A 14,520-nucleotide genomic window follows, 5' to 3' on the forward strand; every position below is an offset into this window, starting at 1 on the left:
GGTGCCAGAAGTGGAGCTTTCGCTGTCCGAGCCAAGACAGGGCCGGTTCGTTTCTGCAGCCTCCGTGGCCCGCGCCGCGGGTGTCTCCGCTGCCACCGTCTCGTATGTGCTCAATGGAAAAACGGGCGTTTCTCCGGAAACGCGCCGCCATGTCATATCCGTGGCAAACGAACTCGGCTTCCGGCCCCGGAGTTCGGGCCCCGGCCTCGATCCGCAGCGCACGCGCGTCATCGGGCTCGTCCTGCCCAACATCGTCAACCCGATGTATACGCGGTGGGCGCAGGGGGTCATAACTGCAGCCGCGGAAGCTGGATATGAAGTATTTACTGCCACCACGCAGGACGATGCGGACATCATGAGCCAGATTACGTCCACGTTGGCTACCCGGAATGTGGACGGCGTCATTATTGCGGCGGCATTCAGGAAGGACGCCACCGCACTGCGCACTTTGAGGGCAGCAAAGATACCTTTTGTCTATCTGTCCCGCAGGTCCACCTACCTGGAAGGGGATTTTGTTGGGATCGACGACATCGCTGCCGGGTCGCTGATCATGGAGCACGTCATCTCGCATGGGTATAAGGACATTGCCACCGTCATTGGTCCCCGTCTTTCAAGCGCGTCGCTGGCCCGCGAGCAGGGCTTCATCCGAACAGCGGCGGAGGCAGGCATCACCATCAGAGGCGGCTGGAAGATCAGCACCCACCTCAACAACACCGGCGGACGCGTCGCTGCGGCGAGACTATTTGCCTCGGGACAAAAACCGCGTGCTGTGGTGTGCGGCAGCGATGAGATTGCCATCGGGGTCATGGAATATGCCCTCTCCCGGGGACTCCGCATCCCGGAGGACGTCGCAGTCACAGGTTCCGACGGTCTCCCCCACAGCATTTCGGGGCTGATCAACCTCACCACCATCATCCAACCCCAGCAGGAAATGGCGAACGAGGCGTTTGCCATCCTCCTGAAGCGGATGGAAAAGCCCTCCACCCTCTACCAATCGCTGACGTGTGCACACCAACTGCACATCGGCAGAACCTGCGGCTGCAATCCCGCCGCTGTCCTCTGACCTTCCCCCCTAAATCACCCGTCGATAGCAGCAAACGTTCGGTGGCAATGACGCCGTGTGCCTTTTTGCTGCCCGATCCACCTAAGGAAAAAACATGCCCTTTCCCGGACAAACGGCGATGCGATCGCCAAAAGAAGTCAGCACGCTCATTCTGCGCAAGCTCATGCCCTTGCTCATCATTTCGTACATCATGAGCTTCCTGGACCGGACAAATATCGGCATTGCCAAAGGCAGGCTGGAAATTGACCTCGGTATTTCGGCGACCGCCTATGGCATCGGCGCAGGCCTCTTCTTCCTGACCTATGCACTCTCCGAAATCCCGTCGAACCTCATCATGCACAGGGTCGGCGCCCGGTTTTGGATTACCCGGATCATGGTTTCGTGGGGCCTGATATCCGCCGCCATGATGTTCGTTACAAACGAGTGGTCCTTCTACATCATGCGTATGCTCCTCGGCGTCGCCGAAGCCGGCCTGTTCCCGGGGATCATGTATTTCCTGACGCAGTGGTTTGTGCGGAAGGAGCGCGCGAAGGCGAATGGCCTCTTTCTCCTGGGCGTCTCCTTTGCGAACATCATCGGTGCCCCGCTTGGTGGTGCGCTGCTGAATATGGAAGGAATTGGGGGCCTGCACGGGTGGCAGTGGATGTTCCTGATCGAAGGCCTCCCGGCGTGTTTCCTTGCCATCATCGTCTGGAAGATGCTGCCGGACCGTCCCACGAAGGCCAAATTCCTTAGTTATGAAGAAGCCGCAGATCTTGAGGCAAGGATCGCCGCGGAAGACGCCGAAGGCTCGGCAGCGTCCGGCACCCATAAGCTGTCCGGAGTCTGGAAAGACAAGCAGATTCTCCTGGTGGTGGGCATCTACCTCAGCGAGCAAATCGCCGTATACGCACTTTCCTTCTTCCTGCCGTCCATTATCGGCACCTATGGCGATCTGTCCTCATTCGAAATCGGCCTGCTGACTGCCATTCCATGGATCTTTGCCGCCCTCGGCTCCTATTTCGTTCCGCGCTTCGCCAACACAGGATCCAAGGCCCAAAAGCTCGTGAGCACCACGATGATCGGCATTTGTGTGGGCTTCACCCTGGGGGCCATCTCCGGCCCGGTTGTGGGCCTTATCGGGTTCTGCCTCGGCGCCTTCTGTTTCTTCGCCATGCAGCCCATTCTCTTCACGTTCCCGGCCAGCCGTCTCAGCGGTTCCACCCTGGCTGGCGGTATCGCCTTCGTCAACACCATCGGCCTCTTTGGCGGATTCCTCGGCCCGTACGTCATGGGCTACATGCAGGATGCCACCGGGAGCAAGCTGGCTGGCCTCTGGTTCGTCGTCGCCGTCTGTGCCGTTGGCGCCTTCCTGTCGTTCTTCCTGAAATACGGCGAACTCGACAAGGAAACCTCCGACTCCGATGCCGTTGCGGTCTCGGCTCGGTAACCGCATCACCCACTTCAGGAGATAGAAATGGACTTTTCCGGCAAAAGAGTACTTGTCACCGCCGGCGCCAACGGAATCGGCCTGGCGATCGCAAAGAAGTTCAAGGATCTTGGCGCCCACGTGTACGTGACCGATATCGATCAACGGGCGGTCGAAACTGCCCGGAAGTACGGCTTCAAGGCCAGCGTTTCCGATGCCTCCGTCGAGGAAGACGTCATTCGGCTGATGTCCTCTGTGGAAACTGAACTTGGCGGCCTCGATGTCCTGGTCAACAACGCCGGGGTGGCCGGCCCCACAGGGCCGGTGGAAACGCTTACCAGCGATGCATGGACCCGTACATTTGACGTCAACATCCACGGCCAGTTCTACTGCGTGAAACACTCCCTCGGGATGCTGCGCAGGGGGACCGACCCCGCCATTGTGAACCTTTCCTCAGCGGCAGGCCGCCTCGGGATGGCAGGCCGCAGCGCCTACTCCGCCTCGAAATGGGCCGTCGTCGGGTTCACCAAGACCTTGGCCATCGAGCTTGGACCCGAGGGGATACGGGCGAACGCCATTTGTCCCGGAGCCGTAGACGGGCCCCGGATCCAGGCTGTTATCTCGGCCAAGGCGGACATGCTGGGCAGATCCGTGGAGGACGTTGCCGCGGTCTACAACAACCAGTCATCCATGCAACGCATGGTCACTGCGGAGGACATCGCCAACATGGCAGCCTTCTCCGCCAGCAGCCTGGCCCGGAACGTGAACGGCCAGGTCCTCGCGGTGGACGGCAACACAGAAAAGCTTTACTAAACGCAACGGGCAAGGAACACACCATGGCACAGCGAAAAGTCATCATCACAAGCGCCGTCACCGGCGCCATCCACACGCCGTCGATGTCGCCGCACCTTCCTGTCTCTCCGGAGGAGATCGCCGACGCGGCCATCGGGGCGGCGGAAGCGGGCGCGGCGATCGTCCATATGCATGCCCGGGACCCTCGGGACGGCCGCCCGTCCCAGGATCCTGACCACTTCGCGCCGATCCTTGAAAAGCTAAAGGCCAATACCGATGCCGTCATCAACATCACCACCGGCGGTTCGCCGCACATGACGGTGGAAGAACGCATGCGGCCGGCGTCCATCTTCAAACCCGAACTGGCGTCCCTGAACATGGGTTCAATGAACTTCGGCCTGTATCCAATGCTGGAGCGGTTCAACGACTTCGAGCACGACTGGGAACGCGAGAACCTCGAGAAGAGCCGGGACCTCGTCTTCAAGAACACATTCCAGGACATCGAGACCATTCTCGGCATCGGAAACGGAAACGGCACCCGCTTTGAGTTCGAGTGCTATGACATATCGCACCTGAACAACCTGGCGCATTTCCACGCCCGCGGCCTGGCCCGGGGTCCCCTTTTCGTGCAGTCCGTTTTCGGTCTCCTGGGAGGTATTGGCGCCCATCCCGAGGATCTGATGCACATGCGCCGGACCGCGGACCGCCTCCTGGGCGACCAGTACGAGTGGTCCATCCTGGGAGCGGGCAGGAACCAGATGCCCCTGGCCACCATCGGCGCAGCCATGGGCTCACACGTCAGGGTGGGGCTGGAGGACTCGTTGTGGATTGGACCGGGCCAGCTGGCGAAGACCAACGCCGAACAGGTAACGCGCATCCGGACCATCCTGGAGGCGCTGAACTTCGAGATTGCCACGCCGGACGAAGCACGCGAAATTCTCCAGCTCAAGGGCAGGGGGAACGTCGGGTTCTGACGCATCGGACTCACCACAAAGAGTAGTAAGCGGACGACGGCGGGAGGCGCCCGCCGTCGTCCGTCACCGGTGCAGGTGGTGGCGTTCGCGGAGGCATCCAGCGTGATGCGCTGCAGGTAGGTTTAGGCTGATGATCTCCGTTGACCGGGACGGTCCAGCACGCTGCGATGTCCATCAACTCCTCGGCGAACACGTACGCCACCTCGCCGGCCGAAAGCGTCCACGCCCCTGGACCACTCCGCCCTGTCCGGGCCGTCGATGACGTTCTGGACCGCCCGCGAGGACGGTGATCTGCTGGGGTGCGGCGCACTCAAGCTCCTCGAATCCCCGCCCGGGGCAGCGCTGCACGGCGAGGTCAAATCCATCGTCTACTTTGCGACCGGGACCGCGGACTACTTCGCTCCGGCACGGCGCCTGTATGCCCGGAACGGCTTCACCGAATGCCCGCCGTTCGCCGGCTACGCCCTGGATCCCAACAGAGTTTTCATGGAACTTCGCTTCTTAGGACGGCCCTCCGGCTGCCCGCGCGGGCGCGCTGCGGATATTGAGGTGACAACATGGCTTTCCCTACTCCCAGCCAACGCCCCACAACGGGCCGATGACATTGGCCGCCCCAGTCGTAGGCTACTGGTAGGCCGGACGCCTAATGACGGGCCTCGGATCCCGAAGGGAACGACGAGTGGACAGTAGTGCTGGTTACTGGTTCTTGAGTGCCGCCGAGTGGGGCAACGCGGCCGCCGACGTGCATGCGGGCAATGCGGGATCGCCGTCCTGGTCGGAGGGCAACCTGGTGCGGCCCCTGGTTCACGGTGCCACCTACTTCGCCCGGCTCCACGAGGAGCTGTCCGCCCTGCAGGCGGGAGACCGCGTGTGGTTCACCGACTGGCGAGGCGACGGCGACGAAAAGCTTACGGCGGACGGGCCGGCCATCGGGGAGTTGCTGGCGCGGCTGGCCCGGGACGGGGTGGAAGTGCGCGGCCTGGTGTGGAGATCGCACGGAGAGCGCGTGTCTGCACCCATGAGCAACCTGTCCAACGAGCACCTCAGCCGCCAGATCAACGACGCCGGCGGCGAGGTTCTGCTGGACCAGCGGGTACGCCTCTTCGGCTGCCATCACCAGAAACTGTTCGTCATCCGCAACCGTAATGACCCTTCCCGGGACGTCGCATTCGTCGGCGGGATCGACCTCTCCCACAGCCGCCGGGACGACGCCGATCACATGGGAGACCCGCAGGCGGTGGAGATGGATCCCCGGTACGGGAAACAGCCTCCCTGGCACGATGCCGCCCTGGAACTGCGCGGCCCGGTTGTGGCAGATGTGCTGAAACTGTTCGCGGAACGGTGGGATGACCCCCATCCCCTGGACCGGCGCACTCCTTACCGGATGCTGCTGCAGCGCATGGCCGATATGCCCCGGCACCCCGAGCCCCTGCCGGAAACTGCGCCGCCACCGCCGCCGGCGGGCCATCACGCCGTGCAGCTGCTGCGCACCTACGGCGTGAAGCATCCGCCGTTCCCGTTCGCACCCGATGGTGAGCGGAGCGTTGCCCGGGCCTACACCAAAGCTTTCGGCCTGGCCCGCTCCTTGATTTACATCGAGGACCAGTACCTGTGGTCGGCTGAGGTGGCGGCCGGCATCGCAGCGGCCCTCGAACAGAACCCCGCATTAAACGTGATCGCCGTGGTGCCCCGCTACCCGGACTCCGACGGCCCGCTGGGAGGGCCACCCAAGCGGCTCGGCCAGCTGCGCGCCATTGAAAAGATGCGCCGCGTTGCCCCCGACAGATTCGGCGTGTTCAACCTGGAGAACAGGGCCGGGACGCCGATCTATGTCCATGCCAAGGTCTGCATCATCGACGACACCTGGTTCACGTGCGGATCGGACAACTTCAACCGCCGGTCCTGGACCACGGACAGCGAGCTCACCTGCGCGGTCATCGACACCTCCGCTGGTCAGGGGGAAGCGCCCGGCGCAGGCACTGGTCCCGGGGCTTCCCGTCCCTTGGCCCAGGAGCTCCGGCTCCAGCTCTGGGCTGAACACCTGGGCCTGGACCAGGATGACCCCCGGCTACTAGCTCCGTCGGACGGGCTCGCCCTGTGGAATGCAACCGCGGACGCTCTGGATTATTGGTACGAAACCGGCCGACTCGGGCCCCGGCCCAAGGGACATGCACGGCACCACACCACAGAACCCGTGCCGCGCCTTCAGCGTCTCTGGGCGGACCCTGCCTACCGCCTTCTGGTGGACCCGGACGGCCGCCCCCGCAAAATCCGCGGCACAACCAAGTTCTAGGCAGGATCCACCGCGCCAGCCGGTACATTTGAGCCGATGATTTCCATTGACCGGGACGACCCCGCCCGCGGCGACGTCCATCAACTCCTCAGCGAACACCTGGCGGACATGTTCGCCACCTCGCCGGCCGAAAGCGTCCATGCCCTGGACCATTCCGCCCTCTCGGCGCCGTCAATCACGTTCTGGACCGCCCGTGAGGACGGCGACCTGCTGGGGTGCGGCGCACTCAAGCTCCTGGCGGCCCCTGCCGGCCCGCCCAGGCACGGCGAGATCAAGTCCATGCGCACTGCGGCAGGCGCTCGGGGACGGGGCGTAGCCACCTTGATGCTCCGCCATATCCTCGACGACGCCCGCACCCGGAACCTCGAGCGCCTCTACCTTGAGACCGGCACCGAGGACTACTTCGCCCCCGCCCGGCGCCTGTATGCCCGGAACGGCTTTTCCGAGTGCCCGCCTTTCGCCGGCTACGTCCTGGACCCCAACAGCGTCTTCATGGAGCTCCGACTCTAGGACCCGCTCCAGCGGACACCGGAAACACAGCCCGGGGCGTCAGGCGGCGAGGCGTCAGGCGGCGAGGCGCGCCAGTATGGCCTGTTCCAGTGGGCTATCGGTTGCCGGCAGGCAGCCCGGCGGCCAGAGTGGTGGTTCCCGGTCCGGGTGCTCGGCGGGATAGCATCGGCCGGTCGGCGAAATCCAGCCGGGCGGCCGATCCTTTCCTGCCTGCATCGGTGTCCAACCCGACCCGTGTTTGAGCCGGTGGTGCTTCGGGCATGCCTGCCCAAGGTTGCTGATTCCGGTGGTGCCGCCGCGCTGCCAGGCGGTGAGATGGTCCGCCTCATTGTCCAGGCTGTTGTTGCTGCAGCCCGGGAAGGTGCACGTGCCGTCCCTCATCTTGAGCCACCGCTTCAACGCTTCCGGGAGCCGGTAGCTGGTGCGCCCGATTTCCAGCGGCGCTCCATCCCTCGGGTCGACCAGGACGCGGTAGAACGAGTTGGCACCGTCGGCAACGAGCCTGCGTGCAATCGACGGCGGGACCGGCCCCAGCCCATCGACCTCGGCGGGTTCGTCCGTAAGGCCCAGGAGGGAGAAGACCGGAACGGTAACCAGTACATCAGCCTTAGGGGAAGGCACGTCTCCGACGTCCTGGTTCGCACTGCCCAGCAGCAGCCCAGCGGCGATGTCCGCGCGCAACTGGCTCAGGTTGCGCGGTTCGCCCGGGCTTTGAAGGCCGCGGGCCAGTGCCGTCGACTTGTTCCAGATAGCCAAGGCCGTATCTCCGGGAAGGTACAACGACAACCAGGCCATGCCGTCCCGGTCCGGGCTGAACTCCATCCACCGGTCCCCCACGCTCTTTGCGTGGCGTGCCTCAAGCGACTCAGGGTGATGGCGTTCCCGCCACGCCCGGACCTTACGCCGGAACCGGGCAGGCGCCAGCTCTCCGGGCGCGGCACCGCGGGCCGGTCGGGGCGCGTCCGGGTCGAAGAAGTGCGCCTCCAGGGCAGAGGCGGCTGCGGGGCTGAGGCCGGTTGTTTCGTCGACCACGATGCGGGCGTGCTGCCAGCCGATGGTGCCGGTTTGCAGCGCATCGAGTGCCGCCGGTAACGACGTGGTCAGCGCGTGGGCCTCGCCCAGCAGGGCGGACGCGGCCCGTTCACCGATCGTCAGCACGCAGGCGACTTCTGCCACTCGGCTCACTTCCCGTGCCGACGCTTCATAGGCGCTGGCCGGCGGGCCCTCCAGCACCGCTGCGGCCTCCGTGTAGGCAGCCACCAGCCGGACTTTCGCCGCCGCCGTCGCGGCCTCAACCCGCGCCAGCACCCCTAACCCGTCCAGGCACGCCTCGGAAAGCTCCTGCAGCGGATCAGCATCAGCATCGGGAAGCCGGTAGGGCGCACCGGCGGCCGACGGGCCGGCCACAACACCCGCAAGCTCATCAACCAGCCCCGCCACCGAGCCAACGGCAGCCGCCAGCTGGGCCCTGACTTCCGCATCGACAACCACACCGGCTTCCATAACCACACCATGGCAGGAGGGTCTGACAACGACGACGGCGGTGACCTCCCGCCGTCGACCGCTCACTTTAGGCCGCGTCCCAGCCCTGCGCTCACCCGCCCAGGCGCGCCATCTCCTCGCCCATCGCAGACGCAAAGACGTCGCCCGGCACGTTCAACGCGTCAAAGTGGATTCCGCAACACAGATTGCCGCCGTACGAGACAGCCGCGACACCGAGCCGTACGTTTCCCGGGAGAATCCCAAGGGGCCAGAGGGCGATAACCGGGGCTCCGGCGAGGCGGTAAGTTCCCTTCGGACCCGGCACGTTGCTGACGAACCCGGCAACAACACGCTGCTTCCGGGAGAGGCGGTCCAGGATGCGTGCACCGATCGGCCCGCGCATAAACTCCAAGGTGCCTTGATCCCTTGCCCGCACCTTCTCCTCACGGGTCTGGGCGGCGATGAGCCGCAGGCGCAGGTCGGGGTCGGGCTCGCCGAGCGGCAGCTGCACAAGCATGACTCCCACTTGGTTCGCTGCAGCCCCGCGGCGCCGCAGCGCCACCGGCACTGACACCGGCAACCGGGCGGCGATCGGCTCGCCGGAAGCCGCCAGGACCGCCCGGAAGCCGGCCGCGGCCGCGGCGAGGAGTGCGTCATTTACCGTGGCACCCCGCGGACGCACCGCCGTCTCCAGGGCTTCGATATCTGTCTGCAGAAAAGCGACGCCGCGGTGCGAGCTGCGCTCACCGAGCAGCACCGTGCCACCCACGCCAGAGCCCCACAGGGTCTTGAGGACACGAAACAGGCCGGTCGTAACCCGACGCACGGTGCGGCGTAAATCGTTCCCGGGCTGGGACTGCGGCGCCACTGCAGGCCGGCGCAGAGGCGCCTCACCCGCCGGCTGCTCCCCCGGCTCCCCGGGATCAAAGAGCTGCTGCACGATCACCGCCGCTGTCATCCCGTCGGCCACCGCATGATGGATCCGCAGCACAACACCCACGCCAGTCGCTGAGGCGCCCGGTACCACCAGGACCTCCCACATCGGGCGGTCCCATGCCAGTGGCTCCCCCGTCAGCCCGGCACACTTGTCCTGAAGTCCCCCAAGACCATCGACGGGCTCCACGAGGCGGATGTGGTGCTCGACGTCGGGCACGGATTCAATCCAGTGATGTCGGCGGCCCACTTGGATTACTCTTTTGCGGAGCGCCGGCAAATCCGCAATCCGATCGCCGAGTGTCGCCCTAAGCCGCGCCATGTCCGGTGTGCCGTCCGGAGCCAGGAAACCGCCCGGCCCGAGCAGGCAGGCGGCCAGGAACACGTTGACCTGCCCGGCGTGGTCGAGCACCAGGTTCGCCTCATCAGCAGGGGCCAGCTTTTGCGTCGCCGGGTGCATGCCTTGACAGTAACCGCGAAACACCGGCTTGTCAGCGCGTGGGCGGACAGTCAATCACTGCAGCCCCTGACGTCACACAACGCCACCGCATCCAGATAAGGACAAGCAACGCCCTACCCTTAACAAGTGACTTTGACTAAGATGCGCACCGCCGCCGCGAGCTCCCTCGCCGCCGCCGGTCTCCTGTTTACCCTCGCCGCCTGTTCCGCGCCGGCCGCCAGCCAGCCCACCACTTCCGCGCCGGCCTCCTCCGCAGCCGCTTCGTCGAGCGCCGCACCCACCACAGCATCCGGCACGGCCGGGACTTGCGACGGCGTGAAGGTCATCGTCGATTCCGGCGCCCTGAAGCAGGCTGCGGCTGACAAGTCCGTGTGCGTGCCCGTGGACGGTCCCACCGCTGCGTCCAAGGTGCTCGAGGAAGCCAACGTAAAAACCGTGGGCACCACCCAGTACCCCAACGAGCTGGTGTGCCGGGTGAACGGTGTACCCGCCGCGGACTTCGAAATCAAGCACAAGGCCGGCTCGTACAAGGAAGAATGCACCGGCATGCCCGCCGCCTTCGCCTACTGGTCCCTCTGGCTAAAGAAGGACGCCGGCGCCTGGGAATACGCGCAGGAAGGCCTCGCCACCCTGCAGGTCAGCCCGGGCCAGAGCCTGGAACTGCTCTTCACCGTCGACGGCGAACCGGCCGCCCCCGCGGCATGACCTTCCGACCCGCGCCGCTGCGCGCCGGCATTGCTCTCGCCGTCGTGTTCATCGCGGCGCGGGTCATCTACCGCGTCCTTTTCAACGGCACGGGCCTTGGCTCGCCCATCCTGCTCGACCTGCCGGCCATGCGGCTGCCAGCCCCGTACGCCCACGTGGTTTTCCTCGGTCCGGTCACCGGGCCCGGGCTGTGGGCGGCGGTCCTGTCCGCCCTGCCGATTGCCGGGCTGTTCATTGGGTTCGGCCTGCTGAACGCATTCGTGGACGTGGCCCGCGGCTTCGTTCACCTGGCCCGCCGCGGCCCCATGCAGGGCCTGGCGCGGACGCTCGTCGTGGCGTGGGCGGCGCTCCCCGCGCTGGCCGACGCCGTCACCTCCGTGCGCCTGGCGTTCCGGCTGCGGGGCGAACGCTTCGGGCCCCGCGCCCTGGTGCCCGTCCTCGAGCGCACCCTTGAACACGCGGCCCGGGTTGCCGCCGCCCTTGAGCTGCGCGGCTTCGGGAGCCGCGCCGCCCAGCAACCGGGGAACGACGACGGCGGCCCGCTCCTGGTGCGCGACGCCCGGTTCCGCATCGGCGACGCACAGGTCCGCGTTGCCGGGTTCACGCCGCAGAGCGGGTCCATCACTGTCATTACCGGGCCCACGGGCTCCGGCAAGTCCACCATCCTGCGCGGCATCGCCGGCCTGCTCTCCCACGTCGACGGCGGCGGGATCTCCGGCACCGTGCGCATCGCCGGAACGGACCGGGCCGCCACGCCGCCGCGCGATACCGCCCGACTCATCGGCGTCGTCCTGCAGAATCCCCGTGCCGCCTTCGCCAGCACCCGGGTGCGGGACGAAATCTCCCTCGCCCTTGAACTGCGCGGCATGCCATCAGCCGCCGCCACGGCCCGGGTGCTGGAGGTCGCCGAGCGCATCGGGGTCTCGGCGCTGCTGGACCGGAACATCAGTACCCTCTCGGCGGGGGAGGCAACGCTCGTGGCCATCGCCGCCGCGGTGGTGGAGCAGCCTCCCCTGCTCCTGGTGGACGAGCCGCTGGCAGACCTCGACACCACGGCCCGCAGGGACGTAATCGCCGTGCTCAATGCCCTCGCCGGTGACGGCGTCTGCATCATCGTGGCGGAGCACCGGGCGGCAGCGCTCGTCCCGGTTGCCGACTCCTGGTGGACTATCGCCGACGGCGCCCTGGTGCCGGGCGCCGCGCCGTCGCCGCCTTCGCACCGCGATGCTTCTCATCCAGCGCCGGCACAGCCTGCGGGCGCCGCGCCCGTGCTGACAGCGACCAACCTCGCGGTGCACCGCAAGGGCACGCCGCTGGTGCGCGACGCGTCCCTGGCCCTGCACCGCGGCGAAGTGGTGGCCCTGGTGGGGCCGAACGGGGCAGGAAAATCGTCCCTGCTGGTGGCGCTTGCCTTAGGTGAGGGGGCGGTCAGTAAGGTGGCGGGCGGAGTAGAAACCAACGACGGCGGAACGGTCGACGGCGGCCGCGTCGCCCTGGTGCCGGACGCCTCGGACGACCTCTTCACCAGGGATACGGTCGAGGGAGAGCTCCGCGCGGCCGAGCGGCGCCTTGCGCGCCGAAAGAAGGGCGAACAGCCCGAGCCCGGCTTGGCGGCGTCACGCCTGGCCCGTCTGCGGGGCGACGTCACGATGCCCATTGGACACGAGCATCCCCGGGACCTCTCCGCAGGCGAGCGCAGGATCCTGGCCATTGCGCTGCAGACCATGGATGATCCCCAGGTGCTCCTGATCGACGAGCCCACCCGCGGGCTCGATCCGGCCGCGCGCAAGGCGGTCTCGGCCGCGCTCCGGTCCGCAGCGGATTCCGGTACCGCTGTCCTGATCGCCACGCACGACCACGACTTTGCCCACGGTCTCGGCGCCCGGATCCTCCCGATGCGTGACGGCGTCGCGCCTTCCCCGCCGGTGACTGACGCGCCGGAACCGCTTGCCCTGATTCCCCGGCAGGCGGGCGCCCGGCCAAAGCCATTCACCGAACCGGACTTCCAGGGCGCGGAACGGAAGCCCCGCATCCGGCTGCCGCGCGGCGTCGAACTCGCCGTCCTCGCAGCCGCAAACGTCGTGGCCCTCGCCGCGTTCTGCTGGCCGCTGCTTGCCGCGGCACTCCCGCAGGACGCAGCCGCCGCCCTCCCCTACGCGGCGCTGGCAATCGCGCCGCTCGCCGCCGTCGCCATCGTTGTGTCCCTGGACGGCTCAGTCCGCTCCGCACACACGGTCGCGCTGCTCGGCGTCCTGGCCGCCGTCGGCACGGCTGTCCGGGTGGCGAGCACCGGCGTCGGGGGCGTTGAAGCAGTGTTCATCCTGCTGATCCTGGCCGGCCGGGCGTTCGGCGCCCGATTCGGCATGCTGCTCGGCGCCGCCACCATCGCCCTCTCAAGTGCCCTGTGGGGCGGGATCGGGCCGTGGACTCCGTTCCAGATCTTCGCCTGTGCGTGGGTGGGTGCGGGGGCCGGCCTGCTCCCCCGGCGGGTGCGCGGCAGGGCCGAACTGTGGATGCTGGCCGGCTATGGTGTGGTGGCGTCCTACCTGTTCGGCCTGCTGACCAACCTGTGGTTCTGGCCCTTCGCGGTGGGCGCCGGCACCGGCATCTCGTATGTGCCCGGCGCGCCGCTGGGCACCAACCTGAGCAGCTTCCTGCTGTACTCGCTGGTGACGTCGACGGCGGGCTGGGACACCCTGCGCGCGATCACCACCATCATCGGAATCGCCGTGGTGGGGCGGGCCATCCTTGCCGCGCTCCGGCGGGTGAAGCCGGTCTCCAGCGCGGGCGGTCAAGCCGAAAAGGCTCATTCCGCCCAGGCCAAGGATCGGCTACAGCTCAGGGTTTGAGGAGTCGCGTAAGCCGTGTCAGTTTGCAACGGGCTGCATCGATGTCGCTGTGAAGGTCATAGTGGGAGGATCCCTAGGATTCGCAATTCCCCGTGGATAGTCTGGGACAGGACGCCACTCTACGGAGGGTCAGTGAGAATGTGATCGAAGCAGCTGCTGCGGTAATCGGCCGGAACAATGTCACCATATCGGGCCGGGATGATGGGCCTGTGATGATGTTCGCACACGGTTTTGGCTGCGATCAGGCTATATGGCGGAAGCTGCTGCCCTATTTCGTTGATGATTACCGGCTGGTGCTTTTTGACCACGTTGGTGCAGGACACTCCGACATCAGCGCCTATGACTGGGACAAGTACGGGTCCCTGAATGGGTACGCGTCGGACCTGCTGGAGATTTGCGCCGCCCTTGAACTCGATGACGTCATCCTGGTGGGCCACAGTGTCAGCACGATGATCGCCGTGATCGCCGCAGTGCAGGACCCCAACCCTTTCTCCCACCTGGTCCTGCTTGCTCCTTCACCCCGTCATACGGATGACCCGTACGACGGCTACGTGGGCGGGTTTTCGAGAGAAGACATCGAGGGCCTGCTGGCATCCCTGGACAGCAACTATTTCGCCTGGGCCGCGGCCCTGGCGCCCATGGTTATGGGCAACCCGCAAGAGCCGGAGCTAGCGGAGGATCTGCGTGGCAGCTTCTGCCGGACAAATCCAACCATCGCACGGCACTTCGCCGAGGTAACCTTCTTCTCCGACACCCGCCCTGAACTGAAGAAGGTGCGCACCAGCTGCCTGATTCTGCAGTGCTCCGACGATCGACTTGCCCCGCCGGAAGTGGGCGCCTACCTGCACAAGAATCTGGAACACAGCACCCTGGTGCAGCTCCAGGCCACCGGGCATTGCCCCCATGTCAGCGCCCCGGAGGAAACGGCCCGGGCGATTCTGCACTACCTCGACACCCGCTCCTGACAGGCGCCGCTGGCCCCTCCTCCGCCCGGTTTTGCCTGGTCGAGGCAGGTTCAGTCAATGATTGCCCATTTCAGGCGAGCTGCAGG

At 66.2% G+C, this 14,520-nt stretch carries 11 protein-coding genes and 1 pseudogene; 10 read left to right on the forward strand and 2 right to left on the reverse strand.

The annotated features are described in order from the left end of the window. Positions 1–10 precede the first annotated feature (10 nt). The 7 genes and pseudogenes from PV768_RS07475 (at position 11) to PV768_RS07505 (ending at position 7,040) form a co-directional block, all read left to right on the forward strand. Complete coding sequence (locus tag PV768_RS07475) at positions 11–1,063, forward strand: LacI family DNA-binding transcriptional regulator (protein WP_370460573.1); 1,053 nt, start codon at positions 11–13, stop codon at positions 1,061–1,063. A gap of 94 nt (positions 1,064–1,157) precedes the next feature. Next, complete coding sequence (locus PV768_RS07480) at positions 1,158–2,492, forward strand: MFS transporter (RefSeq protein WP_421092680.1); 1,335 nt, start codon at positions 1,158–1,160, stop codon at positions 2,490–2,492. Between the two features lie 27 nt (positions 2,493–2,519). Continuing rightward, a complete protein-coding gene (locus PV768_RS07485; protein WP_157240870.1) occupies positions 2,520–3,284 on the forward strand; it encodes an SDR family oxidoreductase in 765 nt (254 codons plus the stop codon). Positions 3,285–3,307: 23 nt separating this feature from the next. Then, entirely contained in the window at positions 3,308–4,237 is a 930-nt protein-coding gene (locus PV768_RS07490) for a 3-keto-5-aminohexanoate cleavage protein (RefSeq protein ID WP_421092681.1), read from the forward strand. A gap of 130 nt (positions 4,238–4,367) precedes the next feature. Next, positions 4,368–4,738, forward strand: a pseudogene (locus tag PV768_RS07495) (GNAT family N-acetyltransferase); the annotation flags it as partial. A gap of 178 nt (positions 4,739–4,916) precedes the next feature. Beyond that, the gene (locus tag PV768_RS07500; RefSeq protein ID WP_421092682.1) at positions 4,917–6,530 is read left to right on the forward strand and encodes a phospholipase D-like domain-containing protein; all 1,614 of its coding nucleotides are present in this window, start codon (positions 4,917–4,919) and stop codon (positions 6,528–6,530) included. A gap of 36 nt (positions 6,531–6,566) precedes the next feature. After that, positions 6,567–7,040 (forward strand): GNAT family N-acetyltransferase, encoded by a 474-nt coding sequence (locus tag PV768_RS07505; protein ID WP_157240867.1) that lies wholly within the window; start codon positions 6,567–6,569, stop codon positions 7,038–7,040. 54 nt (positions 7,041–7,094) lie between these two features. Here the strand turns inward: PV768_RS07505 and PV768_RS07510 are convergent, their stop codons facing one another. After that, positions 7,095–8,543: a DUF222 domain-containing protein gene (locus PV768_RS07510; protein ID WP_421092683.1), complete on the reverse strand. Its 1,449-nt coding sequence runs from the start codon at positions 8,541–8,543 to the stop codon at positions 7,095–7,097. Between the two features lie 91 nt (positions 8,544–8,634). After that, complete coding sequence (locus tag PV768_RS07515) at positions 8,635–9,915, reverse strand: wax ester/triacylglycerol synthase domain-containing protein (protein WP_421092684.1); 1,281 nt, start codon at positions 9,913–9,915, stop codon at positions 8,635–8,637. Positions 9,916–10,041: 126 nt separating this feature from the next. Here PV768_RS07515 and PV768_RS07520 point away from each other — a divergent pair, with 126 nt between their 5' ends. From PV768_RS07520 to PV768_RS07530, 3 genes are all read left to right on the forward strand, one after another. Further along, positions 10,042–10,620 carry a hypothetical protein gene (locus PV768_RS07520; RefSeq protein ID WP_421092685.1) on the forward strand — a complete coding sequence of 193 codons (579 nt, stop codon included), beginning with the start codon at positions 10,042–10,044 and terminating at the stop codon, positions 10,618–10,620. Next, complete coding sequence (locus PV768_RS07525; protein ID WP_421092686.1) at positions 10,617–13,469, forward strand: ATP-binding cassette domain-containing protein; 2,853 nt, start codon at positions 10,617–10,619, stop codon at positions 13,467–13,469. Before PV768_RS07520 ends, PV768_RS07525 begins: the two co-directional genes overlap by 4 nt. A gap of 140 nt (positions 13,470–13,609) precedes the next feature. Continuing rightward, positions 13,610–14,434, forward strand: coding sequence for an alpha/beta fold hydrolase (locus PV768_RS07530; RefSeq protein WP_421092687.1), 825 nt, complete (start codon positions 13,610–13,612; stop codon positions 14,432–14,434). Positions 14,435–14,520 lie beyond the last annotated feature (86 nt).

This window comes from Pseudarthrobacter sp. CC4, assembly GCF_048957775.1.
Taxonomy (GTDB): Bacteria; Actinomycetota; Actinomycetes; order Actinomycetales; family Micrococcaceae; genus Arthrobacter.

Excerpts from the sequence above, each read along its gene's own strand:
- PV768_RS07510 (WP_421092683.1), bottom strand. The coding sequence starts at position 8,543 with ATGGAAGCCGGTGTGGTTGTCGATGCGGAAGTCAGGGCCCAGCTGGCG.
- PV768_RS07505 (WP_157240867.1), top strand. The coding sequence starts at position 6,567 with ATGATTTCCATTGACCGGGACGACCCCGCCCGCGGCGACGTCCATCAA.
- PV768_RS07485 (WP_157240870.1), top strand. The coding sequence starts at position 2,520 with ATGGACTTTTCCGGCAAAAGAGTACTTGTCACCGCCGGCGCCAACGGA.
- PV768_RS07525 (WP_421092686.1), top strand. The coding sequence starts at position 10,617 with ATGACCTTCCGACCCGCGCCGCTGCGCGCCGGCATTGCTCTCGCCGTC.
- PV768_RS07490 (WP_421092681.1), top strand. The coding sequence starts at position 3,308 with ATGGCACAGCGAAAAGTCATCATCACAAGCGCCGTCACCGGCGCCATC.
- PV768_RS07480 (WP_421092680.1), top strand. The coding sequence starts at position 1,158 with ATGCCCTTTCCCGGACAAACGGCGATGCGATCGCCAAAAGAAGTCAGC.
- PV768_RS07515 (WP_421092684.1), bottom strand. The coding sequence starts at position 9,915 with ATGCACCCGGCGACGCAAAAGCTGGCCCCTGCTGATGAGGCGAACCTG.